Origin of the sequence: Dermatophilus congolensis, from assembly GCF_900447215.1 — a bacterium.
Classification (GTDB): domain Bacteria; phylum Actinomycetota; class Actinomycetes; order Actinomycetales; family Dermatophilaceae; genus Dermatophilus; species Dermatophilus congolensis_A.
Genome location: NZ_UFYA01000001.1, coordinates 688,714 through 711,496, shown reverse-complemented (window position 1 = coordinate 711,496; position 22,783 = coordinate 688,714). Strand labels below are relative to the sequence as shown.

25 protein-coding genes and 1 riboswitch are annotated in these 22,783 nt (G+C 60.8%); of the genes, 2 read left to right on the top strand and 23 right to left on the bottom strand.

Annotated elements, in window-relative coordinates; genetic code table 11:
• Positions 1-8: 8 nt before the first annotated feature.
• Positions 9-437 (bottom strand): DUF3499 domain-containing protein, encoded by a 429-nt coding sequence (locus DXZ77_RS03025; RefSeq protein ID WP_115032475.1) that lies wholly within the window; start codon positions 435-437, stop codon positions 9-11.
• Between the two features lie 63 nt (positions 438-500).
• On the opposite strand from DXZ77_RS03025, the gene DXZ77_RS03020 reads away from it, so the two are divergent.
• A complete protein-coding gene (locus DXZ77_RS03020; RefSeq protein ID WP_034401654.1) occupies positions 501-938 on the top strand; it encodes a metallopeptidase family protein in 438 nt (145 codons plus the stop codon).
• 31 nt (positions 939-969) lie between these two features.
• Here the strand turns inward: DXZ77_RS03020 and DXZ77_RS03015 are convergent, their stop codons facing one another.
• Positions 970-1,239 (bottom strand): WhiB family transcriptional regulator, encoded by a 270-nt coding sequence (locus DXZ77_RS03015; protein ID WP_028327938.1) that lies wholly within the window; start codon positions 1,237-1,239, stop codon positions 970-972.
• Positions 1,240-1,804: 565 nt separating this feature from the next.
• Here DXZ77_RS03015 and DXZ77_RS03010 point away from each other — a divergent pair.
• A complete protein-coding gene (locus DXZ77_RS03010; RefSeq protein ID WP_115029825.1) occupies positions 1,805-2,521 on the top strand; it encodes a TIGR03089 family protein in 717 nt (238 codons plus the stop codon).
• Positions 2,522-2,583: 62 nt separating this feature from the next.
• Here the strand turns inward: DXZ77_RS03010 and DXZ77_RS03005 are convergent, their stop codons facing one another.
• The 21 genes from DXZ77_RS03005 to pyrF form a co-directional block, all read right to left on the bottom strand.
• Positions 2,584-3,759, bottom strand: coding sequence for a SpoIID/LytB domain-containing protein (locus DXZ77_RS03005; protein WP_181816007.1), 1,176 nt, complete (start codon positions 3,757-3,759; stop codon positions 2,584-2,586).
• Between the two features lie 163 nt (positions 3,760-3,922).
• Positions 3,923-4,186 carry a PH domain-containing protein gene (locus DXZ77_RS03000; RefSeq protein ID WP_258553098.1) on the bottom strand — a complete coding sequence of 88 codons (264 nt, stop codon included), beginning with the start codon at positions 4,184-4,186 and terminating at the stop codon, positions 3,923-3,925.
• A gap of 389 nt (positions 4,187-4,575) precedes the next feature.
• Complete coding sequence (locus DXZ77_RS12670; protein ID WP_181816006.1) at positions 4,576-4,806, bottom strand: HD domain-containing protein; 231 nt, start codon at positions 4,804-4,806, stop codon at positions 4,576-4,578.
• A gap of 238 nt (positions 4,807-5,044) precedes the next feature.
• Positions 5,045-6,130 carry a methylenetetrahydrofolate reductase gene (locus DXZ77_RS02995; protein WP_258553097.1) on the bottom strand — a complete coding sequence of 362 codons (1,086 nt, stop codon included), beginning with the start codon at positions 6,128-6,130 and terminating at the stop codon, positions 5,045-5,047.
• A 9-nt stretch (positions 6,131-6,139) separates the two neighbouring features.
• On the bottom strand, positions 6,140-6,862 hold the full coding sequence (pnuC, locus tag DXZ77_RS02990; RefSeq protein WP_115029821.1) for a nicotinamide riboside transporter PnuC: 723 nt from the start codon (positions 6,860-6,862) through the stop codon (positions 6,140-6,142).
• Positions 6,863-6,922: 60 nt separating this feature from the next.
• On the bottom strand, positions 6,923-7,390 hold the full coding sequence (gene ribH / locus DXZ77_RS02985) for a 6,7-dimethyl-8-ribityllumazine synthase (protein WP_115029819.1): 468 nt from the start codon (positions 7,388-7,390) through the stop codon (positions 6,923-6,925).
• The gene (ribB, locus tag DXZ77_RS02980; RefSeq protein WP_181816141.1) at positions 7,390-8,691 is read right to left on the bottom strand and encodes a 3,4-dihydroxy-2-butanone-4-phosphate synthase; all 1,302 of its coding nucleotides are present in this window, start codon (positions 8,689-8,691) and stop codon (positions 7,390-7,392) included. The genes ribH and ribB overlap by 1 nt, the downstream gene beginning before the upstream one ends.
• Positions 8,691-9,302, bottom strand: a complete 612-nt coding sequence (locus tag DXZ77_RS02975) for a riboflavin synthase (RefSeq protein WP_115029817.1) — start codon at positions 9,300-9,302, stop codon at positions 8,691-8,693. The genes ribB and DXZ77_RS02975 overlap by 1 nt, the downstream gene beginning before the upstream one ends.
• Positions 9,303-10,460: a bifunctional diaminohydroxyphosphoribosylaminopyrimidine deaminase/5-amino-6-(5-phosphoribosylamino)uracil reductase RibD gene (ribD, locus tag DXZ77_RS02970; RefSeq protein ID WP_115029815.1), complete on the bottom strand. Its 1,158-nt coding sequence runs from the start codon at positions 10,458-10,460 to the stop codon at positions 9,303-9,305.
• A 160-nt stretch (positions 10,461-10,620) separates the two neighbouring features.
• Positions 10,621-10,763, bottom strand: a riboswitch (FMN riboswitch).
• 43 nt (positions 10,764-10,806) lie between these two features.
• Entirely contained in the window at positions 10,807-11,475 is a 669-nt protein-coding gene (locus DXZ77_RS02965) for a nucleoside/nucleotide kinase family protein (RefSeq protein ID WP_115029813.1), read from the bottom strand.
• A complete protein-coding gene (gene rpe / locus DXZ77_RS02960) occupies positions 11,475-12,134 on the bottom strand; it encodes a ribulose-phosphate 3-epimerase (RefSeq protein ID WP_115032467.1) in 660 nt (219 codons plus the stop codon). The genes DXZ77_RS02965 and rpe overlap by 1 nt, the downstream gene beginning before the upstream one ends.
• 82 nt (positions 12,135-12,216) lie before the next feature.
• The gene (locus tag DXZ77_RS02955) at positions 12,217-13,797 is read right to left on the bottom strand and encodes an RsmB/NOP family class I SAM-dependent RNA methyltransferase (RefSeq protein ID WP_115029807.1); all 1,581 of its coding nucleotides are present in this window, start codon (positions 13,795-13,797) and stop codon (positions 12,217-12,219) included.
• The gene (gene fmt, locus DXZ77_RS02950; RefSeq protein WP_115029804.1) at positions 13,794-14,738 is read right to left on the bottom strand and encodes a methionyl-tRNA formyltransferase; all 945 of its coding nucleotides are present in this window, start codon (positions 14,736-14,738) and stop codon (positions 13,794-13,796) included. The genes DXZ77_RS02955 and fmt overlap by 4 nt, the downstream gene beginning before the upstream one ends.
• 125 nt (positions 14,739-14,863) lie before the next feature.
• Positions 14,864-16,978: a primosomal protein N' gene (locus tag DXZ77_RS02945; protein ID WP_258553096.1), complete on the bottom strand. Its 2,115-nt coding sequence runs from the start codon at positions 16,976-16,978 to the stop codon at positions 14,864-14,866.
• Between the two features lie 208 nt (positions 16,979-17,186).
• Positions 17,187-18,407, bottom strand: a complete 1,221-nt coding sequence (metK, locus tag DXZ77_RS02940) for a methionine adenosyltransferase (protein ID WP_115029802.1) — start codon at positions 18,405-18,407, stop codon at positions 17,187-17,189.
• Between the two features lie 159 nt (positions 18,408-18,566).
• Complete coding sequence (gene coaBC / locus DXZ77_RS02935; protein WP_115032465.1) at positions 18,567-19,898, bottom strand: bifunctional phosphopantothenoylcysteine decarboxylase/phosphopantothenate--cysteine ligase CoaBC; 1,332 nt, start codon at positions 19,896-19,898, stop codon at positions 18,567-18,569.
• 151 nt (positions 19,899-20,049) lie between these two features.
• Positions 20,050-20,313, bottom strand: coding sequence for a DNA-directed RNA polymerase subunit omega (gene rpoZ / locus DXZ77_RS02930; protein WP_028327958.1), 264 nt, complete (start codon positions 20,311-20,313; stop codon positions 20,050-20,052).
• 103 nt (positions 20,314-20,416) lie between these two features.
• Positions 20,417-20,974: a guanylate kinase gene (gmk, locus tag DXZ77_RS02925; RefSeq protein ID WP_115029800.1), complete on the bottom strand. Its 558-nt coding sequence runs from the start codon at positions 20,972-20,974 to the stop codon at positions 20,417-20,419.
• 1 nt (position 20,975) lies between these two features.
• Positions 20,976-21,293 carry an integration host factor, actinobacterial type gene (gene mihF / locus DXZ77_RS02920; protein ID WP_028327960.1) on the bottom strand — a complete coding sequence of 106 codons (318 nt, stop codon included), beginning with the start codon at positions 21,291-21,293 and terminating at the stop codon, positions 20,976-20,978.
• Positions 21,294-21,546: 253 nt separating this feature from the next.
• Positions 21,547-21,894, bottom strand: coding sequence for a chorismate mutase (locus DXZ77_RS02915; RefSeq protein ID WP_115029798.1), 348 nt, complete (start codon positions 21,892-21,894; stop codon positions 21,547-21,549).
• Between the two features lies 1 nt (position 21,895).
• Positions 21,896-22,762: an orotidine-5'-phosphate decarboxylase gene (gene pyrF / locus DXZ77_RS02910; RefSeq protein ID WP_115029797.1), complete on the bottom strand. Its 867-nt coding sequence runs from the start codon at positions 22,760-22,762 to the stop codon at positions 21,896-21,898.
• Positions 22,763-22,783 lie beyond the last annotated feature (21 nt).

Below are 22,783 nucleotides of genomic sequence, written 5' to 3'. Positions count from 1 at the left end.
GTCACAGCCTAACGGCCGGAGTCCGGAACGTCGCTGTCTCGAAGCACACGAAGACGAGGAGTCCTCGACGTCAACGGTTCGCCCCCTACCGCAACGTCACGGCGCGAACGGCCATAACGTGACAACGCGCGATCCTCCTGAGCTGCGTGTCGCGTCGCCTGCTCCCACACATCCGCATCTCGAACAGCGTCCGCAACAGCTGTCAGGTCATCCGTTGGGTCAGGAAGGCTTTCAAAATCGTCAATAAGCCGCACGACCTCCCAGCCCTGCGGAGCAGTCAGCCGCTCAGCATGTTTGGGGCACAGGTCGTAACTGTGTGGCTCGGCGTAGGTAGACAACGCGCCAAGCACCGCCGTGGAGTCGGCGTAGTTGTAGGTCAGCGTGGCCACCGCCCGCCGCCCACACGCGGTCCGGGTACAACGTCGCATGGAAGGCACGATTTCGACTTTAAACCCCCTCAAACAACCGACCACGCTCACCACGCCGTATCGTCATGTCCTATGAACGCAACCGGCCCTCACACACCGCGTCGTCGTGACCGCCGCGGACGCGGTATCCGCGGGCCGCTCGCCTGGCCCGCAGTGCCAGCAATGAAATCTCGTTCCGACCGCTTCGACGAAGCTGTCCTCGACGCTCTCGAACGCATTGAACGCCGACTCGGCGGACATATCGAAAACCTCGAGATCGCAGTAGAACTCGTTCCTCCGTCCGACCCTAACCCATGGGAAGAGCAACGAGTTCCCTTATCTCGACTATTCCCGCCAGAACAGTCACTGCCCGGCAAGATCGTCCTATACCGCCGCCCCATCGAAACCGGCCTGGAATCCCCCGACGACCTGCGCTACGTGGTATTCGATCTCGTCGTAGACCAAGTCGCCGACGCACTGGGCATGGATCCACTCACCTTGGATCCCAACCGTCCCCGTGACTGGGACTAACTTTCACCACCAAGGGGAAAGTTAAAACACATCACACCACTGCACGCTTGCGCAGTTTCCTGCGCTCCCGCTCCGACAAACCACCCCAAATTCCAAAACGCTCATCATTTTCGAGCGCATATTCCAAACATTCGGCTCGGACTTCACACCCGGTGCAGACGCGCTTAGCCTCGCGTGTCGATCCGCCCTTCTCGGGAAAAAATGCCTCAGGATCGGTTTGGGCACACAATGCGCGGTCCTGCCACGAAAGCTCGGTCTCCTCAACCATTAGCTCTTCGACAACCAGCTGCAGCTCATTCATTTAAAACGCCTCCTAGCCCGAGGTCCTATACGAGCTCGCGCCTTAATATCCACACAAACGGGCATTCCCGGAAGCATTCACAGCCTGCAAGATCAACTTCGGAAATGCCTACTGCCAGAACGTGTTCCCTGGCACCCAAACTTCGGATGCGTCAGAGAAGCAACGACAACGAAATTACACGCGTGTCGAATGCAGCCGTCAAGCTCGAATTTGATAATTGGACCTGCACACTCGTCCAAAACAAACGTCTTGGTCATAAGTGCAAATAAAGTTTTTCAATCACCGAATCGGGCATCTAACAATTCCTAAAACGAACCCTTGACCAGGAACTCCATCACCGCTTTCACAACGACTCCACAAAAAACAACACCCCATTCCATCCACAAATCCCCCACCGTGCACACCAATCACACAGACCCCACTTTGTGCGCGTCTTACAGAGATTTTGCGATCCCTTGACTCATGAATTCCAGCCACCATCTCCCACACCGATTACTCGCCACAAACACCAGGCACCTCCCCCTATCCACACCAAGCACACCCAACCTCACCTAGGCTGACCTTCGTGTTTGACACCCACCGCTTCCTCAACACCCTCACCACCGACCCCACCACCCCACGCATCACCCGCTACGACTCCTGGGGACGAATCGAACTATCCGGACGCGTCCTGGGCAACTGGGTAGCAAAAGCCACAAACCTACTTCGCACCGAATACAGCCCCCAACCTCTGGACGTCATCGCACTCGACCTACCCGCAGGCCACTGGCGCACTCTCTACTGGGCCCTGGCAACCTGGGCATGCGGAGCGCACCTACACATCATCGACCCCGAAACCGACCTAGCCACCGTCACAACATCCACTGGGTCCCCCCTTTTAGCCATCACTGACCGTCCCACCAAGTGGACACACCTGCCCCTAGACACAATCGCTGTCTCCACCGCCCCCCTAGCACGCAGCTTCGACAGCGACCTCGCCGGTGCACTTGACGAAGCCGCAGAAATCTCCTCCTACCCCGACAACGCAGACCTGGCCACCATCGCCGACCCCCACGACCCCGCCTGCTCCGACCACGGTTACGAAGTCACCTACAACGACCTCATCAGCCCCCACTCACCAGAACGACTCCTGCTCCCCCTGTCAGCAGACACATCCCGAATGCAGACACTCACCCTCATCACCTCAGTCCTAGCGGCAGGAGGATCCATCGTCACCAGTGACACCACAGAAGACCTCAACCGACTCGCCACAATCGAACGAGCCAACCTGCACCACCTGTAACACCATTGCCGGGAGCGCCCCACATAACCCGCTCCCGGCAACAACATCTATTCACTGAAAAATCACCCAGCGAACGACACCCAATCAGAACGCAACCTAAGCGCCCACCGGAACGAATCCCCAGAAACAGTCTTCGTTCCCCGTGAACCAGACACCAAGACACTCAACACCCGCCCACCGCGAGCGCCGTGCCCATCGCGTTGCGTGATCCGCAGCGAGCGCACCGTCCCTACCCCGAATGCTGCGTCCATTTTCGCTGGGGAGATGGTGACAGACCAGCTGGAATTCGGGTTTTTCATTCGACCGTCGTATGGGTCTGCTTTTGCTACCTGGTAATACGGGCCACCTTCGGCGGTCCATCCGCCATTGCTGGCAGAGAATTCAGCGAAAGCGAAGTTTTTGTTTCGGGTGCGTAGCACCGTTCCCGTTGTGGCTTTGATCGCGGCGTCGGTTGAGGTGTATTCACCGGGCGTGCGAGTTCCGCGTCTGCTCGTGTTTGCGACGCCTTTGAAAACCTGGCAGGTAGTGCTGTCGCAGATATCCCAGGTAGCTTTCCTTGCTCGTTGGTTAGTGCGGTATGCGGCCGCGTAGGTGCGGGCAGCGACCGTTTGTGCAGCCAGAGCGTTCGGGTGCCAAGAGGCGGGCATTTCGTTGGGGACGACACTGCGCAGGTAGGACTCCATGCTGGAATTCAGGACGGTGCGCATCCCCGAGGTGGCGGCGCGGTCACTGACGGCAGAAACCGATCCGCGTACTCGTTTGACATTTCCACCTGGCAGGAGAACGTCCACGAGTCCTGAATTTGTGGCAAAGATGACAGCTGAACCCGTGGTTGTGGTGTATGGCCGCCAGGTGTTTGCGTTGTTGAGGTACTGGACGTTGAGAGTTTTACCGGAGCGGACTGCGCGCCATGCCCGGTATCCGTTACCCGATGGGAGTGCTCTTCGGGTTGCTCCCACAGTGAGGGACATTCCGCGTGCCGGTGCGATGCGGGTGTCACCGTCGTTATCTGCGCTCAGCCAAACACGCATTGTGCTTTCGGGGAGCTTGGAGCGCACGGTGCCCGGGTAGTAGAAGTCCAAGATCCGGCTCCAGCTAAGCCCAGCGGTTGCTGCACCATATGCGCCCCACTGGCTCATTCCGCGGCCGTGACCGAACCCTTGCCCAGAAATAACAAAGCCGCCACTAGTGGGGCGGCTTACGGTGTCTCGGGTGGCGGCATGCGCGGGAGCGGACATCGGCAACAGCATGGCTGCCGCTGTAGCTGAGACCGCGAGTCGTCGAAAACGGACAGAGTTATGCGTTGTACGAGTCACATTCGACCCATCGGCTGGCGTGTGCAGCCCTTTAACTATTCAGAAATCATCTTTCCTGCAACTGGCGGAGCCAGCCGCGTGACGGCTAGGCCCCTGGGGTGTCCCGATGTGGTTCAGCGCTGGAGTGGAACTGCACCAGCGCTGACAGGCGTGAGGCTTCTTTGATTGCCTTGGCGCCGTCAGCTTTCTGGATCGCCATCACACTCACTGTTTCCAAAACTTCCCCATCCATGACATCCAGGTATGCCCAGGGCCCTCCCCCGCCGAATTGGACCCGCAAAATCTCCGCCCACTCAAAATGTCTCTTACGGAACAGATTCCGAACCATAAGCCCCTGTTCCGTAGGCACCGCCCGTACCCCAACGAATCTTGAGCAAAACCATGCGATCCCCGCCCCCAACGCAAACACGAACAAGCGGTCTACCAGTGTCCATTGCGCACCTTGGATCGTTATCGCCGCGAACGTGAACGACACAAAAACGATGACGGAAACGGCCACGGGAACCCACCTGCCCCGCACCGGGCGGAACGTCGCATACGGATCCACCGCCTCTCCCTTCTCCCTCTCGCACACAGCTCAGCACATCTGGGCATGCTTATCTCTGCGGCTCAGAATTCTCGCCACCTCAGGTGCGCTACCAGCACAGCAATCGCAGCTGCCATCCACAGCAACGCCATCGCCACGTTACCAACCGCGCCACAAGAGTACGCACCAGGCCGGACACCGAACTAACAACCTCAGGTGGGCGGCGTAGACGCCTCCGTGGATGTGACCAATAGACACCCGGCAACACCCAAAGCGGACGCCCTAGGATGCGAGGCGATGGTGTTTTTTATGGCGGTGGGGAGCCAGTTATCCCAAAGGAGCTCTGCGACGTGGGCGGAGTCTTCTAGGTGGCGCCATAGTGGCAGCCATGAGTCTTGTTGGGGATTTGTTTTCCCCAGATCGCTTGCACGGCTGTGCTCCATGCATGCGATGGCTGCTGTGACTCCATGGCGCTCCTTTGCGTGGGTCCTATGTGAAGGATACCCAGGAGACTTGATGGATCTAACTAAAATTTTTAGGGGTTAGCTACATCTGACCTGCACTGATACTCTTCTTTGGATTTGGTGCTTGCGTATCCGATACCGCACTCACCCCTGCGTGGATATGGCATCAGTTCGGGGCACGCAGGGGTTGATATGTACTGACGGTTGGGTGATGTTTTTAGCGTCGAAGTAGTTGGGAGACTTCGTGGGCGAGTTGCACGGAGGCTTCGATTTCTACTTTTCGGCTGGAGACTGATTCGACGTTGAATCCGAAGGGGATGCCTAGGTGGCGGCAGTATTGGGATAGTTCTTGTGCGGCTCCGATGGCATGTGCGGCAGATAGAGCCAGGGGGTTGTCGGTGTCTTCGAGTTCGTTGCTGAGCCATCGGGGTACGTCTACACCGAGCCAGCGTAGGAACTCGAGTGATTTCAGGGATCCGCAGACGGACAGGGTGAAGATGATGGGGGCGGGGCGGAGGTCTTTTTCGGTGCGTAGGGCGCGGGCGTAGTCGGACACCATGTCTTTGGCGGACCTTCGGTCGTAGACGACTTGGGTGACGAAGAAGGAGCAGCCTTGTCGTTGTTTCATGACGAGGCGATCTTGCTCGTCTCCGTGGCGAGCGTGACGTTCGGGGATGGCAACCGCCCCTAGTCGCGTCGGTGAGTTTTCGTGTCGGTATACCTCGTAGGCGTCCCGCAGGGTCATTTTTACGGGGGTGTTTTTTGAGGGTGCCCCCACGAACACGGTGGACACTTCTGCAGGTGCGGTGTGCAAGAAGCTGCGTAGCTGTTCTGGGGTGTATTTACCGACTGAACGGTAGATGATGCTGTGCCCTTCCCAGGCTTGTAGGTATTCGGCTTGGTAGGAGGCCGGGTCGTGTGTTTCGGAGAACGGGAATGGGCGTTCTTGTTCGGTGCGGCTGCTTTCGTCGGCGAGGTCGTACAGGATCAGTGAGTCCAGCGCGAGGCCGTCCAGGCGGGCCAGGGTGCGTTCGGCGATTTCTGGCAGTTTTTCTGGATCAGTGGAGCGCCGTGGTGGGGTGATGCCGAAGAACAGCAGTTCTCCTTTGGCGTGAGCGATTGTTTCTTTCACTCGCGCTACCCCGACTTCTGACATCGTTGCGACGGGGCCTGCTGTGGCTGTTGCACCGGGCCGTACTCGTGGGGGTCGGCCTGGCTCAGGTTCGGTTGCGTCGCCTAGCATGCGGCGCACGGCTACGTCGTCGGTCAGGGCAGGAGAGTTGTTGTTCTCGGGTTGATCCACTCGCGAAGGTTATCCTCCGTCGCTGGTGGTCTCCAGTTCGGTTTGTGGGGGGACGGTGGCTTGTTCATTGCGGGCCGCGTTCAGCCACACCACGAAACCAGCGATGACGAAGGCGCCATACACCGCATACAACACTGCTGATGGGTAGTACTGGCTGTGCCATAGCAGCGGCACCCCCACCACATCTACGGCCACCCATGCCAGCCAGAAGTCCACCCATCCGCGGGCCATGGCGTAAGTGGCAATGAATGAGCCAACGAAAATCCATGCGTCTGTCCAGTAATACCAGCGCGGCGCGGGCCAGCCCGCTCCGATCATTGCGAACATTTGCTGGCAGATCACCACGAGAACGCCCCATGTGGCGACATACGTAGCGCGTTCTTTAGTGGTGGCCCAGCGCGGCACGATCGCTGGGGCGTCTTTTGCTTTTCCTGCAGAGCGGCGGCGCCACATCCACCATCCGTACACGCTGGTGAGAACAAAGAACACTTGCCGGAACGCTTGCCCGAGCAGAGGCTGGCGGCCGTCAGCGAACCCGACAGCGGCGCCAACGAACACCGTGAACAGGATCACGTTGCCGATGATCCCGACCGGCCAGGCCCATACGCGCCGGCGCATACCGCCAATCGCCGAGGCTAAACCGAACCCGTTGCCGATGATTTCTCGCCAGTACAGGGGGTAACCGGCCACGTCGATCTGTGCCTCGTAGATCGACTGTAAAACGTCGCTCACAGCTGTCTCGCCGTGCCTTTCTTCAGGAGGAACCCGCCATATGTGTTGACGGGGGAAGGCTTACAGGTCACGTAATGCCACGGCGGTGGCGATTGCTGCCTGCGCGGCCTCGTGTCCTTTCGATTCATGTGAAGTGCTCAAGCCGGAACGGTCAGCGGCTTGGGCTTCGTTGTCGCACGTGAGAACCCCGAACCCGATCGGGGTTCCGCTGTCTAGCGCCACTCGGGTCAGCCCTGTTGTGACCGCATGAGCGACGTATTCGAAATGTGGTGTGCCGCCACGAATCACTACCCCAAGCGCCACGACTGCGTCGTGGTTCTTCGCGAGTTTGGCTGCCACAACAGGTAGTTCGAAACTTCCGGGCACACGGATCACGGTTGGCTCCGCCACCCCGGCCTCTTCGCATGCCAGCTGCGCACCAGCGATGAGAGCATCCATGAACTGGTCATGCCAACTGGCTGCGGCGATCGCGACCTTCAGGCCTGCTCCATCCATGTGCTCCAAATCTGGTGACCCAAAACCTGCCATCACATATCCTTTCCGGCCCCGGAGGTTGCGCCCTCCGGTATGCCCATCACGTCATGGCCCATACGGCGAGCCTTCGTTTCCAAATAGCGAACATTTTCACTGGTCACAGGCGTAGCTACCGACACGGACTCGACCACATCAAAACCTGCCTGCCGCAGCGCCGACACCTTTGCAGGGTTACCCGTCAACAAGCGCACCCTGTCCACCCCCACATCGGCCAAGACAGCCGCCGCGGCACCATATTCACGCGCATCAATCGGCAACCCCAGCCGCGTCTGCGCATCCACAGTGTCTTCCCCCTCATCCTGCAGCGCATACGCCTCCAACTTCGACAACAAACCAACCCCCCTGCCCTCGTGGCCACGCAGATACACCACCACTCCCCCATCACGGGCGATACGCGCCATCGACGCCTCCAACTGCGGGCCACAATCACAGCGCCGCGACCCAAACGCATCCCCGGTCAAACACTCCGAATGCACCCGCACCGTACTCACCCCCTGCGCATCAACCCCCACCCCACCAGGCCCTGGCGCTATCAACGCCACATGCTCAGCACCAGTCAACACATCCAAATACCCCACCATGTCGAACGTGCCATGAACCGTCGGCAACACCGTCCTAGAACCAGGCCGCACCCGGTCATGCAGCTGCCGATACGCCACCAAATCCTCAATCGTGATCACCGCAAGACGATGCTCACGCCCCAAAGCCAACACCGCCTCAGCCCGCATCATCTCCCCAGAATCATGCACCAACTCACCAATCACCCCCACCTCAGGCAACCCCGCCAACCGACACAAATCCACCGCCGCCTCCGTGTGCCCACCCCGCACCAGCACACCCCCCGGCCGAGCCCGCAACGGAACCACATGCCCCGGCCGCGTGAAATCCTGCGGGCCAGCCTGCGGGTCAGCCAACAGTCGCGCCGTCAACGCACGATCCGCCGCCGAAATACCCGTACTCACCCCCACAGCAGCATCCACCGTCACCGCATACGCAGTGCCATGCGGATCCTGGTTATCCTGCACCATCGCGGGAAGCCCTAACGCATCAGCCCGCTCCTGCGTCATCGGCGCACACAAATACCCCGACGAATGCCGCACAGTCCACGCCACCCACGCCGCATCCGCCGTCGCCGCAGCCAGAACAACATCCCCCTCGTTCTCCCGGTCCGCGTCATCCAAAACCAACACCGGACGCCCCGCCCGCAGCGCCTCCAACGCCTCCTCAACAGAAGCCAAACCCTCCACGGACTCCCCCGCGGCACCATTAACCAAAGACTGCGCCGACACGCTCATCACGCTCCCACCGCACCCTGGCCACACGGACCCAACAACCGCTCGACATACTTGGCCACCACATCAACCTCCACATTCACCCTGTCCCCAACCTCCACCTGACCCAACGTGGTCGCCTCCAAAGTTGTAGGAATCAACGACACCTCACACCCCGTCGCCGTCAACGCACTCACCGTCAACGACACCCCATCCAACGCAATCGACCCTTTATGCACCACATACCGCTGCAACTGCTGCGGCAGATCAAAAGCAACTACCTCCCATCTCTGCCCCGGCACACGCGAACGCACAGTCCCCACCCCATCCACGTGCCCCTGCACCACATGCCCACCAAAACGACCCGAGGCTGGCATCGCCCGCTCCACATTCACCCGCACCCCCGGCTCCACCCCATCAAGTGAAGAACGCAGCAACGTCTCACGCATCACATCCACCGAAAACGTGTCCCCATCCACCTCAACCACCGTCAAGCACACACCGCTGACCGCGATCGAATCACCCGGACACGCATCCGAAGTCGCCAACGCGCTACGCACCCGCAGCACAGCCGAATCCGTCAACCACTGCACCGCAACGACCTGACCAACCTCTTCAACAATTCCCGTGAACATCTACGCAACCGACCTTTCCGGAACCGAAACACCACTGACTCGCTCCTCGTGCACCGCACCCGGAACACGCAACACACAGCGCACATCTGCACCCACGCGCTCCACCTCACACAACTCGAAACGACGCACCTGACTCATCGAAGAAACACCGAGATCACCCACCGCCCCCACCCCAGAGCCCAACAACGCCGGTGCCACATACGCCACCACCTCATCCACCAACCCAGCCCGCACAAACGCCGCCGCCAACGTCGGCCCACCCTCCAGCCACACATGCCGCACCTGCCGAGCATGCAACTGCGCCAACACCACCTGCGGATCCCGCGTCCGCAGGTGCAGCGCTGGCAACAACGACGGCGCCGACCGAACAGTCATAAAAACACGCGCATCACCAGGAACATCACGACACCCCACCACCACCCGCAACGGCTGCCGCCCCACTAACCCACCGGAGCTATCACGCACCGTCAATGCCGGATCATCAGCCAACACCGTGCCCGTACCCACCACAATCGCCCCCGCCGCTGCACGCCGCACATGCACATCCGCGCGTGCCTGCGGACCAGTAATCCACTTACTCGACCCATCAGCCGCTGCCGAACGCCCATCCAACGTCGCCGCGAACTTCCATGTCACCCACGGGCGCCCCTGCAGCACCGCAAATTCCCACTCCCGCACCAAGTCACCAGCCTGGGCCACCAACTCCCGCGCACACCGCGCCTCATCGCTCTGCCCAGCATCCCGGCACCACTGCGGCACACTATCCACCCGCACCCCAGCAGCACGCAGCGTCTGCGCACCCCGACCAGACAACACGCCCGCATCGTGACGCAACACCACCACCCGAGACACACCTGACTCCACCAGCACCATCGCACACGGTCCCGTCCGGCCAGTGTGATTGCACGGCTCCAAAGTCACGTACGCCGTCCCCCCCACCGGTGAAACGCCACTTTCCCGTACCCGGAGCAACGCATCCACCTCAGCATGCGCCGTACCAGCACCCCGGTGATACCCAACCCCCAGCTGCACCCCGGCCGAATCCGTAATCACACAACCCACACGAGGATTCGGATCAGCAGCTGGCCCCAACACGGCAGCATCCAACGCGGCACGCAAATGAACCAGATCACGCGCCCCGACCACGGCCGCAACCATCTAAACCTCCCGGATGAGCCTGCAACGCACACAGCACTCCGGGATTCACGACGAGTCGACCCAGCACCGAACACGCAGCCACAACCAACGTGACCACGCACGGCATCAACCGCCAACAGCAACACCACAACGACACCACACAGGCGCCACAAGCGTCACCGCACGCACTGCCTCCCATCCGGACTTTCACCGTCGGCTCTGGAATTTCACCAGATCGGCCAAGATCCTGCACACAGAGTGCAGAAACTCGGTTCGCGGGCTTTCACCGCCGGCTCGGAATTACACCGACCCCGGAGCACGTACGAATCACACTATCCCACCACCTACCCAGCCACACCCCACCCACTCAACAAACAGCGCACTCCCAACCCCGCACATCCACCACCAAGTCCGCCCGATCCCGCGTAGCCGCAACCAACACCGCGTTCTGCGCATCCACCCCACGAGTCGCCCGCTCTAACGCCGCCTCAGCAGAACGACCATGCAACTGATGCCGCTGCACCAACCGCTGCACCCGCAACGACTCATCCCCCTGCACAAACCACACCTCATCCAACAAACCACGCACCTTCGCCCACGCCCCCGAATCCAACAACAAGTAATTCCCCTCCGTCACCAAAAACGACACCGACGCCGGCACCCCCACCGCACCCGCAACCCCGTTATGCAACGCCCGCTCATACACCGGAGCCCACACCACCTCCTCATCACGAGCACGCAACCGCCGCAACAAATTCACATACCCCTCAGCATCAAACGTCTCCGGCGCCCCCTTACGACCCACATCACCACGAGCCGCGAGCACCTCATGCGCCAGATGAAAACCATCCATCCCGCACAACGCAGCATCCACATCACCCCACAGCGACTCCATCAACGCCCGCGCAAACGTGGACTTCCCCACCCCCGGCGGCCCCACCAAACCCAACACAAAACGCTCACCACCAGCCGAAGCCCCCAAACCCAACCGGCACGCCCGAGCCAACGCCTCCTCAACCCCCACAACCTCAGGCATCAGACATGCCTGTGCTTGTGAGCCAACGCGCGCAACTCATCCACCGCCGAAGCCGCAGACTCCGCCCCATACACGGCAGAACCAGCCACAAAAACATCCGCGCCCGCCTCAGCACACTGCTCAATCGTCGACGCCGACACGCCACCATCAACCTGCACCCAAATATCGCCACCATGACGACGCACAGCCTCACGCACCTGCGCCACCTTCGGCATCATGTCAGCCATAAACTTCTGGCCACCAAAACCAGGCTCAACCGTCATCACCAACACCATGTCCAGCTCCGGCAACAAATCCTCATACGGACCAAAATCCGTACCCGGCTTAATCGCCATCGACGCCCGCGCACCCGCAGCACGAATAGCGCGCGCCAACGTCACCGGATCAGCAGCGGCCTCCGCATGAAACGTCACACTCTGCGCACCGGCCTGCGCGAACTGCGGCGCCCACCGATCCGGATCCTCAATCATCAAATGACAATCCAACGGAACAGGAGTCACCTTCAACAACGACTCCACGATGGGCAACCCCAACGTCAAATTCGGGACGAAATGGTTATCCATCACATCCACATGCGCCCAATCAGCATTCGCAATCGCCTGCAACTCCGAAGCCAAATGAGCAAAATCTGCGGACAAAATACTCGGTGAAATCTGCACAAATCCACGATAGAACCCCCACCCCCAAGGCTCCATCGCTCGCGCAACCGCTCAGATCACACAACCACCACCATCAACACCCTCACCCAGCAACATCACCCACCCGCAGCAACGCCAAAAACATTGCATCCGTGCCATGCACATGCGGCCACAACTGCACATACGGCGCCGCACCCAACCCCTGAATCTGCTCACCATCAGCGCCACGCACCCACTGCTGAGCATCCAACACAGACACATGCGCATTCCGACCCAACGCACCCTGCACCACATCCACCGTCTCCACCGGATGCGGACTACACGTCACATACGCCACCACACCCCCCGCACGCGTGGCAGCAATCGCTGAATCCAACAACTGCCCCTGCAACTGCGCCAACTCCGCCACATCCCGCGGAGCACGCCGCCACCGCGCCTCCGGACGGCGCCGCAACGCACCCAACCCCGTACACGGGGCATCCACCAACACCCGATCGAACCCACCAGGCTCCTCCACACCCAAAGAACACCCATCACCAACACCAACAAACACCTCAGCGCCAGCATCCTGCGCAGCCGAGACCGCCTGCTCCACCAACTCAGCTCGATGCTCACTCACCTCATTAGCGAACACCGCCACATCACCCGGATACCCAATCGATAACGCAGCCAACAAGCCCGCCTTACCGCCAGGACCAGCGCACATATCCAGCCAACGCTCACCACCACCGGCAACTGGATCCACCGGAACCCCTACCAACGCCGGAGGCAGCAACACCGACCCAGGATCCTGCACCGCCGCACGCCCAGAACGCACCGCCGCAATACGACCAGGGTCACCACCATCAAGAACAACCGAATACGCAGACAACGGCAACGGCTTACCCCCGGCCTCCACCAACTCCTGCACATCAGCCAAACCAGGGCGCGCCACCAAAGCCACCTTCGCCCCAGCATTATCAGCCTCCAGCAGCTCCACCAACGCCTGCTGAATAGCCTCCCGACCACCTGCCTCATCCCCAGTATCCACACCAGAGACACTTCCATGAGCAATCAGCGCAGCCCGCAACGCACGCACCACCCACGCCGGATGCGAATACAACACCGCCAACCGCTCAGCCTCATCCGCCACCCCCTCAACAACACGCTCGCACCACTGCTCCCGCGAGCGCTCACTAACCCGCCGCAACATCGCATTAGCGAACTTGCTCGCTCCCACACCGACCTCGCCACGCACCAGCGCAACCGTCTCATCGACTGCCGCATGCACTGGGACACGCATGTCAAGAATCTGGTGCACTCCCAAACGCAACGCAGCCAAGACATCCGCGTCCACCTCCTCAACACGACGACTACCCGCCACGCTGATCACCGCGTCATAAAACCCCCGCATCCGCGTAGTGCCGTAGACAAGCTCTGTGACGAACGCGTAGTCCTGCCGATGCAGCGTTGCTCGACGTAGCCGCGCCGGAAGGTCCAGGTTCGCGTACGCCCCTTCATCGATGGCGCGCATCGCCTGGAAAGCCACCGAACGTGCTTTATCTCCATGACGAGACCGCTGCGAAGGGCGCTGCGCAGAACGACGCGAGGCATCATTGACCCGGGCGCGCCCCCCGTACCTCACTCGCCCTCGTCCTTCAAAGCCCCGATCCCCGTTTCTGCCCTGACCACGCGCGTCACTCATCGTCCTACCAACTCCCCATCCTCGATACGGACGCCGCGCGCCCAGTCACTGGCCACCATCATTTTCTTTCCAGCTGGCTGAACCCGCTGCAGCTCAACAACTCCATCGCCAGTCACCACATGGACTGATCTCTTGCTCACCACAAGCCGCCCCGGTTCGGCTCCTTCGGGAATTTCGACAGCGCCAGGGGCCGCGACCTGCATCTGTCCCACCCTCAAACGGACACCACGGAACAAGGTCCACGCCCCAGGGGTAGGTGTGCAGCCCCGTGCCCGACGGTCCAGGTCGATGGCGCTGACTGACCAGTCCAGTCGCGCATCTTCGTGTGAGAGTTTGGTGGCGTAACTGACGCCTTCCTCTGGTTGCGGGACAGGTGTGGCTGTTCCTGCCTCGATAGCATCGAGGCAGGACACCAGTAGAGCGGCTCCTTCCTGAGCAAGACGCTCCAGCAGTTCACCGGAAGTTTCATGTTCCCCGATCTGCGTAGTCAGCGTGTCGATGACTGGCCCTGTATCCAAGCCTTCTTCGAGGAGGAAGGTGCTGGCTCCTGTGACGGTGTCTCCTGCGATGATGGCTTGCTGCACCGGGGCGGCTCCGCGCCATGCTGGCAGCAGTGAGAAGTGCAGATTTACCCAGCCATGTGTGGGGATGGAGAGCACTTCCGGTGGGATAAGGCCCCCGAAAGCGACCACGGGGGCTGCGTCTGGGGCGAGATCACGCATGCGGGAAACGAACTCGGGTTCTGAAGGAGTGGCAGGCGTCAGTACTTCGATACCGGCAGCTTCGGCGACTTCCCGCACTGGACTGGGGCGGAGTCTTTTCCCCCTGCCTGCGGCGGCATCAGGGCGGGTGACAACGGCGAGGATTTCGTGACCAGATTCCAAGAGTGCCTGGAGTGAAGGCACTGCCACTTCAGGCGTGCCAGCGAAGACAAGTCGCATTAAATTCCTGCTTTCCTGCTGTGTTTCTACGGGGTGCGGCACGCTGTTGGGTCGCGTCGTGTGTTGTTGGGTGGCGGTCAGGTCGATCGCTCAGTCTACGGGGGTTGTGTTCGATGCTTCGCCGCTCAGGCGAGGGCTTCGAGGTCAGCGTCCCCGACGCGAACACGTACCTGTGGTTCCTGTCTGGCTGCTCGAGTGGCGCGCATCGCCGCCAAGAGGGCAGCCACACACTCTCGATGCTCGAGGTCGCAAGTTACTAGGGCAGCTGCGGGTCGTTCCGAGACGGGAGTGTCTTCATCTTTGCTCTCGCCCGTGGCTAACAGGGCGGGGCCAAAAACGCGGGCATTAGTGTCACGGAGGTCTGTTTGCATGGTGTTTAACGCATCGGTGAGGGCACCGTAGTTGCCGGTGAGTTTGGCTGGCCACATGAGCGGAGGCAGGTCCAGGCCGCACCGGTCGGCTAGTTCTCTACTGGAAAACCATTCCGGCGCCCAGCGCACGAAAGCTTCTACTGGAGTTAGTGCAGTGCTGTCGGGAACACCTGCGAGTATGACGCGCCCCCCTCGGCTGCGTGGCCGGGTGAGTGCGGCGGCACTCATCCATCGGGATAGCGCTTCTTCACCGACGTCGAGGCAGGCATGCCCAAGTGCAGACCATGCGTCGAGGATGATGGTGGCTGCGTAACCACCATCAACAGCTGGTTCGGCTCCTGGTGTTGCGACAACCAAGGCTGGAGTGGGGGGTACTGAGTCTTTTATGTCTGCTCCGACGGAGAATCGAACGGGCACGCCGGGGAACGCTAGGCCAAGTTCTTCAGCGGTGCGTTCACTGCCGATGACAGTGGCCCGTAGTCGAAAGCCGTGGCAGTCCGGGCATTGGTATCGCGGCACTGTCGTGGCGCACCAGCGGCAGGTGGGCGGCGCGTCAGCGGTGGGAAAAGACAGCGGCCCGTGGCAGTCGGGGCAGCGGGCAGGCAGCGCGCATGAGGTGCATCGGATGGACGGGACGTATCCGCGTCGCGGGACGTGAACTAGGACGGGGCCGTGTGCCAGTGCTGCTTTAGCAGCACGCCAGGCCAGTGAGGGGATGCGGGCGTGGGCTCCGGGGCCGTAGCGCTCTTCTTGTGCATGTTCACCGGCGATGGTGATGGGGGCGGCTCGGTGGCGGCGCTGGGTGGGGTCTTCACTGATGGGGTGGATCCATCCGTCATCGATCCAGGCTTGGGTATGGGTTGTGCGTGTCCAGCCGCCAACGAACAGGGCGCAGTTGTTGAGTTCGCGGCGGGTGCGGAGGATGTCGCGCACGTGCGGGTAGGGAGCATGTGGTTCGGCTAGGCAGTGGTCACCGTCGGACCACCATGCAACGAGTCCGAGGTTGGTTACGGGGGCGAAAGCTGCTGCGCGGGTGCCGACTACGCAGCGGACGTGGCCGCGGAGTACTTTCAGCCAGGCCGTGTATCGGGCTGATGGGCCTTGACTTGCGGTGAGGCATACGTGCTGGTCTGGCCCGAGAACGGCGGTTAGGGCGGTGTCGAGGGTGGCGACGTCACGGTGGTCTGGGGCAACGATGAGGGCCCCGCGACCGGAGTTGAGTGTGGCGGCGGCCAGGTGCGCGAACGCGTATGGCCAGTCTTCGTCATGTGGTAGGCCAGGTGAGGCGACCCAGGCTGCTGCAGGGTTGTCGCCTTCGCGTAGGTGCCGCAGTAAATGCTCTCCCGCTGGATAGCGCTGCCATGGTTGGCTGGTAGGTGGCGGTAGCGGGGCAGGGTCGTTTGGTCTTGTCAGGGGCAGGTCGCGTTCTGCGGTGGCATGGCGGGGTGGGATCGCTAGACGTAGGACGTCCTCAAGTGTGCCTGCGTGGGCGTGGGCTATCTTTTGGGCGAGTGTGAGGATTTCAGGGGTGAGGACCTGTTCACTGCCTACTACACGGCGGATGAGAGAGAAGCTGCCGTGATGATCGCTGGTGTCTGTGCGTTCGATGAGGAATCCGTTGAGTTCTCGGCCGGAGAAGGGAACGCACACTCGTACACCTGGTTGGGCACTGTGGTCCATCGTTGCTGGAACGAGATAGTCGAAGGTTTGGTCTAGTTGCGGTAGGCCAAGGCTGACGACGACGCGAGCGACTGGATTTTCAGGCGCAAGGGGAACGCCCTCGTGGGTCTTTTTAGTGACTGTGACCGGCCCGGTGTCCAGGTCCAGGCCCATGTGAAGCAGATCTGGGGCTGCGTCTTCGCTGGCCATAAACACCCCCTTCGGTCACATCGGCATGGTTGTGGGTGTTATCTCGTTTTTACCGCATTGCACTGTCAGTGTTGCCCTCTGCTGGGTTGTGCACCGTCACAAAACCTGGAGGGTGTGCGCGGGAGCCGGTGGCTGACGCGTCGCGTGCTGGCCACCGGCTCCCGGCGTTGTTTGGTGCCCGGTTTAGGCGGGCTGTGCGGTGAAAAGGTCAGCCGCGGATGACGCGCTGAAGCTCTTCGACGCGGTTGGTCTTTTCCCAGGTGAAGGGGTTGTCGACGCCATCAGCGGTGGTACGACCGAAGTGACCGTAGGCGGCGGTGGCCTGGTAGATCGGGCGCAGGAGGTCCAGCTGCTCGACGATGGCGGCCGGGCGCAGGTCGAACACGGAGGTGATCGCAGCCTGGATCTTCTCAACCGGGACCGTTTCGGTACCGAAGCACTCCACGTAAAGGCCGACCGGCTGAGCCTTACCGATGGCGTAGGCGGTCTGAACCTCGCAGCGCTTGGCCAGGCCAGCGGCAACAACGTTCTTGGCGACCCAGCGGGTGGCGTATGCGGCGGAGCGGTCAACCTTCGACGGGTCTTTACCGGAGAAGGCGCCACCACCGTGGCGGGCCATGCCGCCGTAGGTGTCGACGATGATCTTGCGGCCGGTCAGGCCAGCGTCACCCATGGGGCCACCAACAACGAACTTGCCGGTGGGGTTCACCAGGGTGCGGTAGTCCGAGCAGTCCAGGTTTACGCCGGAGTCAGCCAGTTCAGCCAGGACGGGCTGGATGACGTTTGCTTCAATCTCGGGCTGGAGCTGTTTCTCGAGGTTGATGTCTTCGGCGTGCTGGCTGGAAACAACAACGGTGTCCAGGCTGATGGCTTTGTCGCCGTCGTAGTCGATGGTGACCTGGGTTTTGCCGTCGGGGCGCAGGTACTCCATCTTGCCGGACTTGCGGACGTCGGTGAGGCGCTCAGCCAGACGGTGCGCGAGGAAGATCGGCAGGGGCATGAGCTCGGGGGTGTCATCGCAGGCGTAACCGAACATCAAACCCTGGTCGCCAGCGCCCTGACGGTCGAAGGGGTCTTCGCCACCGCTGGTGCGGGTCTCGTAGGCGGTGTCGACACCCTGAGCGATGTCGGCGCTCTGCTCGCCGATAGAGATCTCTACGCCACAGCTTTTACCGTCGAAACCTTTGACGGAGGAGTCGTAGCCGATGCCCAAAACGGTGCGGCGAACCAAGTTGGGGATGTCGACGTAGCCGCTGGTGGCTACCTCTCCTGCGACGTGCACGAGACCGGTTGTGACCATGGTCTCAACCGCCACGCGAGCGCGGGGGTCTTGCTCGAGCATGGCGTCGAGGATGGAGTCGCTGATCTGGTCGCAGATCTTGTCGGGGTGTCCCTCGGTGACGGACTCGGACGTGAACAGTCGAGACACGAATGCTCTCCTTGCTGCCACCGGCTCTCCGGCGGCGTCGATTGCGCCTGAAAGTTGTCGTCGGTTGACGGCCGAACGGCGATGGCTGGCCGTACCGTACCGCATAAGAGCGGGTGTGGGACCTGGCCCTCGCGGCGGTCGAACGTCGCTGTTTCGAGTTTACGGCTGGTTCAGGATCTCGCGGACCCGAGCCCAGACAGCGTGAGCTATCTCGTGTTTATCAGCGGGTCCGATAGTAACGACACCGGTTGAGTCCGGGGCGAGCAGATGCACTGTGGAACTGTCTTTCCCGAACGTGAGATTGTGTCCCACTTCGTTAGCCACGAGAAGGTCCACGCCTTTACGGCGGAGTTTGGCGCGGGCGTAATCCACAACTGTGCCTTCGCTGTCACCTGTCTCTGCAGCGAATCCCACCAGGAGAGGTCCGGTTCGGCGAGAACGCCTTTCGGCGACGAGTCCAGCCAAGATGTCAGGGTTGCGTACGAGCTCGATGGTGGGCGCATCGGGCGTTTGCGCGGCGGGGTCAGTCTCATCGGTTTTCTTAATTTTCGTCTCAGAGATGGAACGCGGCCGGAAGTCAGCGACTGCTGCTGCCATTACCACGACGTCGATCGGGTTATCGACTCCATGCGCAACGTCGCCCCCAGAGGCTTCATCAACCCCGAAAGTGCACCCCAAGACAGCCTCTTGCATCTGTGCAGCCGACTCGACAGAAATGACGCGTGCCCCATCTGGGTCAGGCAGTGCCACATTCGCTGCCACCACAGTGACCTGCGCACCTAGGCGCACAGCGACCTCCGCCAGGGCATACCCCTGCTTTCCGCTACTGCGGTTACCGATAAAACGCACCGGGTCGATCGCTTCCCTGGTGCCACCCGCTGTCACCAGGACATGCAGCCCAGCAAGCAACGGCTGCTGTTTCTGCTCAGCTACCGATTCAGCCCCATCAAGGACCTCTAGCGCCGCGGCATAGATGTCTTCTGGGTCTGGCAGACGTCCTTTACCTGTGTCTTTACCTGTGAGTCGACCACTAGACGGATCAAGCACATGCACCCCTCGGGAGCGCAAGGTGTTCACATTCGCAGTCGTTGCTGGATGCTCCCACATCTCTGTATGCATGGCTGGGGCCATCACAACGGGGCCCGAAGCAGTGAGTAAAACGTTAGTCAGCAGGTCATCGGCCATGCCGTGCGCGGCGCGCGCCAAGAGGTCAGCCGTAGCTGGGGCCACCACCACCAGATCAGCGCGTTGCCCCAGTAGCACGTGCCGCACTTGCTCCACCGAATCCCACACCTGCGAGGACACCGGGTTTCCTGACAGGGCTGACCATGTTGGCTCTCCCACGAACCGCAGTGCCGAATCTGTCGGCACTACCGTCACATTGAAACCAGACTCAGTGAATAGGCGAAGCAACAAAGCTGCCTTATATGCAGCAACTCCCCCACCTACCCCGAGCACTACGCGCCGGCCAGCACCAACATTGCTGTCCATACCAGTCACCAATTCCTCTTTGCCCCGCATCCCATGTTCTCAACGCAACACTGTGCACCCACAGCACAGACGTCTAAAGGCGCGCCTCTCATCAGAGAAGCGCGCCTTTAGACGTTCCACGTTCCTCGCGACGAACGGTTCGTTCGACCGCTCAGGCCTCGACCGGAGTCGACGTCAGCAGACCTTCGTTAATCTCACGCAAAGCCACTGACAGCGGCTTTTCACGGACCTCGGTTTCGACCAACGGACCCACGTACTCCAGCAGCCCCTCAGAGAGCTGGCTGTAGTAGGCATTGATCTGACGTGCACGCTTGGATGCATAAATGACCAGAGAGTACTTGCTCTCCGCCACATCCAGCAGATCGTCGATGGGCGGGTTGGTGATACCGATTGGATCGGCAACGGTGCCTGCCACGCAGTGTCCTTTCATCGCTGATGGGGCCAACTCGAGCGCACGGTGGCCGCTCATCAAAAGTTGACCGTGAAGATCACGCACGCCTGAGAAGGGCGCATCGGAATCAGGGATCGATCAATGATACGAGTTCTGCAGCCGCTCGCTCGGCCGTGTCGTTGACAATCGACACATCAAACTCGCTGCGCGCTGCCAACTCGACCCTTGCTGTAGCGAGTCGGGCTTCCTGTTCGGCTGGAGATTCAGTGCCGCGCCCCACAAGACGAGCAACAAGCTCATCCCAGCTCGGCGGCTCCAGAAAAACAAACAACGCATCTGGCATCGTGGCGCGCACCTGGCGCGCACCTTGCAAATCGATCTCCAACAGCATCGGCCGACCAGCATCGAGGGCTTCCTCAACTGGCCCCCGCAGGGTTCCGTAGCTTGCCTGACCGTGCACCACCGCCCACTCGAGGAACTCCCCATCCTCGACTCGAGCGGCGAAATCCTCTTGATCGAGGAAGTGGTAGTGAACGCCGTCCACCTCGCCCTCACGCGGAGGGCGGGTGGTGGCGGAAACCGAAAGCAGAATCTCAGGGTGATGCTCGCGGATATAGGCCGCGATGGTGCCCTTACCTACTGCTGTCGGCCCCGCCAAAACGACGAGACGCCGCCTGTCTGACACCTCAGCTCTCGCCGAAGCGGTCCAGCAGGGCCGTGACCTGGTTGGCGCCAAGTCCACGGACGCGACGAGTTTCAGAAATGCCGATCTCTTCCATGATCTGCTTGGCGCGCACACGCCCGACTCCAGGCATGGACTCGAGCAGAGCGGAAACCTTCATCTTGCCGATGATCTCGTTGGTCTGCCCCTCCTTAATAACCTCGGTCAGGGACCCCTGAGAGCTCTTCAGGCGGTGCTTAACTTCGGCGCGCTCCCGGCGGGCCTCTGCGGCCTTCTCGAGTGCTGCGGCGCGCTGCTCGGGGGTGAGCTGGGGTAGAGCCACGTGTCTCTCCTCGACTGAAGCCCCCACCGTTCATCAGGTGAGGGGTGATTTGTCATTGACTGGCACTGCGGAGTCTGTGACCGGCTCCGGCGCGATTGTATGCAAATTTTGTACATACAATCCCATGTGCGGAAAGCCTTCCGGTCGGATTTCCCCAAACCGAGCGACTTCACACCCGCACAAGGCTGTCTATCACAAGGAAACTTATCGACGCCCCGCGACCTGCGCAAGGAGATAAGCCATCTAGACCCCCTCACGCCTCACCTGCGGCGATGGCTTTATGGTGCCGAATGACCTCATCAACGACGAAAGTGAGGAATTTCTCAGCAAAACCTGGGTCTAACTTGGCAGCCACAGCCAAGGCCCTCAACCGCTCTATCTGCACTTTTTCCCGCTCTGGGTCAGCAGGAGGAAGGTTGAAATCGGCTTTGAGCACACCTACCCGCTGCGTGCACTTAAATCGCTCTGCCAGCAAATACATAATCGCCGCATCAATATTGTCAATCGAATGGCGAATCTCGAGCAGCTCAGGAGGGAGCCCCTCACCGTCAGCAGCAGGACCAACGGGTTCACTCGCGGCAGAACACGACTCCTGGGTCATCTCACTGCGCCCGCAACGTCTCAGCAAGCTCCTCAGCGGTCGCAATAGCTTTGCTGCGCAAAGCTTTCACATCAGAGCCTACAGAGAGCACACCGCGGCTGGAATTAGCCAACACATTCGAACAAGCTGCACCAAACACTCGCTGCACATCTACACCAGTAGCCCCCTGTGCCCCGATACCAGGAGCCAAAATCGGAGCATTCGCCGCAGCTAAATCAATGCCCAAATCGGCAACAGCGTTACCGACCGTGGCACCAACAACCAAACCAACTCGGCCCAATTCACCACAGTCACGCGCCGCGGCATTATCGGCAGCAGCACCAGCAACAATGGCACCAGCAACACTGTGATCAGCAGTACTGGCATGCTGCACCGACTTACCTTCCGGGTTCGAAGTCAACGCCAACACGATCACTCCCCGACCGGTCTGCTCAGCCAAATCCAGCGCAGGACGCAGTGACTCGTACCCCAAGTACGGGCTGACCGTCACCGCATCAGCCCGCAACGAAGATTGTTCACCCAGATATGCCTGGGCATATCCAGCCATCGTCGACCCAATATCGCCACGCTTGACATCGAGAATCGACAACGTCCCCGCCTGGCGCAAGCCAGCCAAAGTGTCTTCCAGGACGGCAACACCTGCACTACCGAACCGTTCGAAAAACGCAGACTGGGGCTTAACCGCAGCGACGTAACCACCAAAAGCCTCAACGCACGTCGCGGCAAAAACCTCCAACCCGTGCACATCATCGCTCAGGCCCCATTTCTCTAGGAGCCCCGGATGCGGATCAATACCGACACACAACGGGCCGTACTGTTTCATTGCTGCGCGCAAGCGCACGCCAAAAGAAGCGGTGGTGCTCATCATTTACTCTCCGGGGCAGATAGG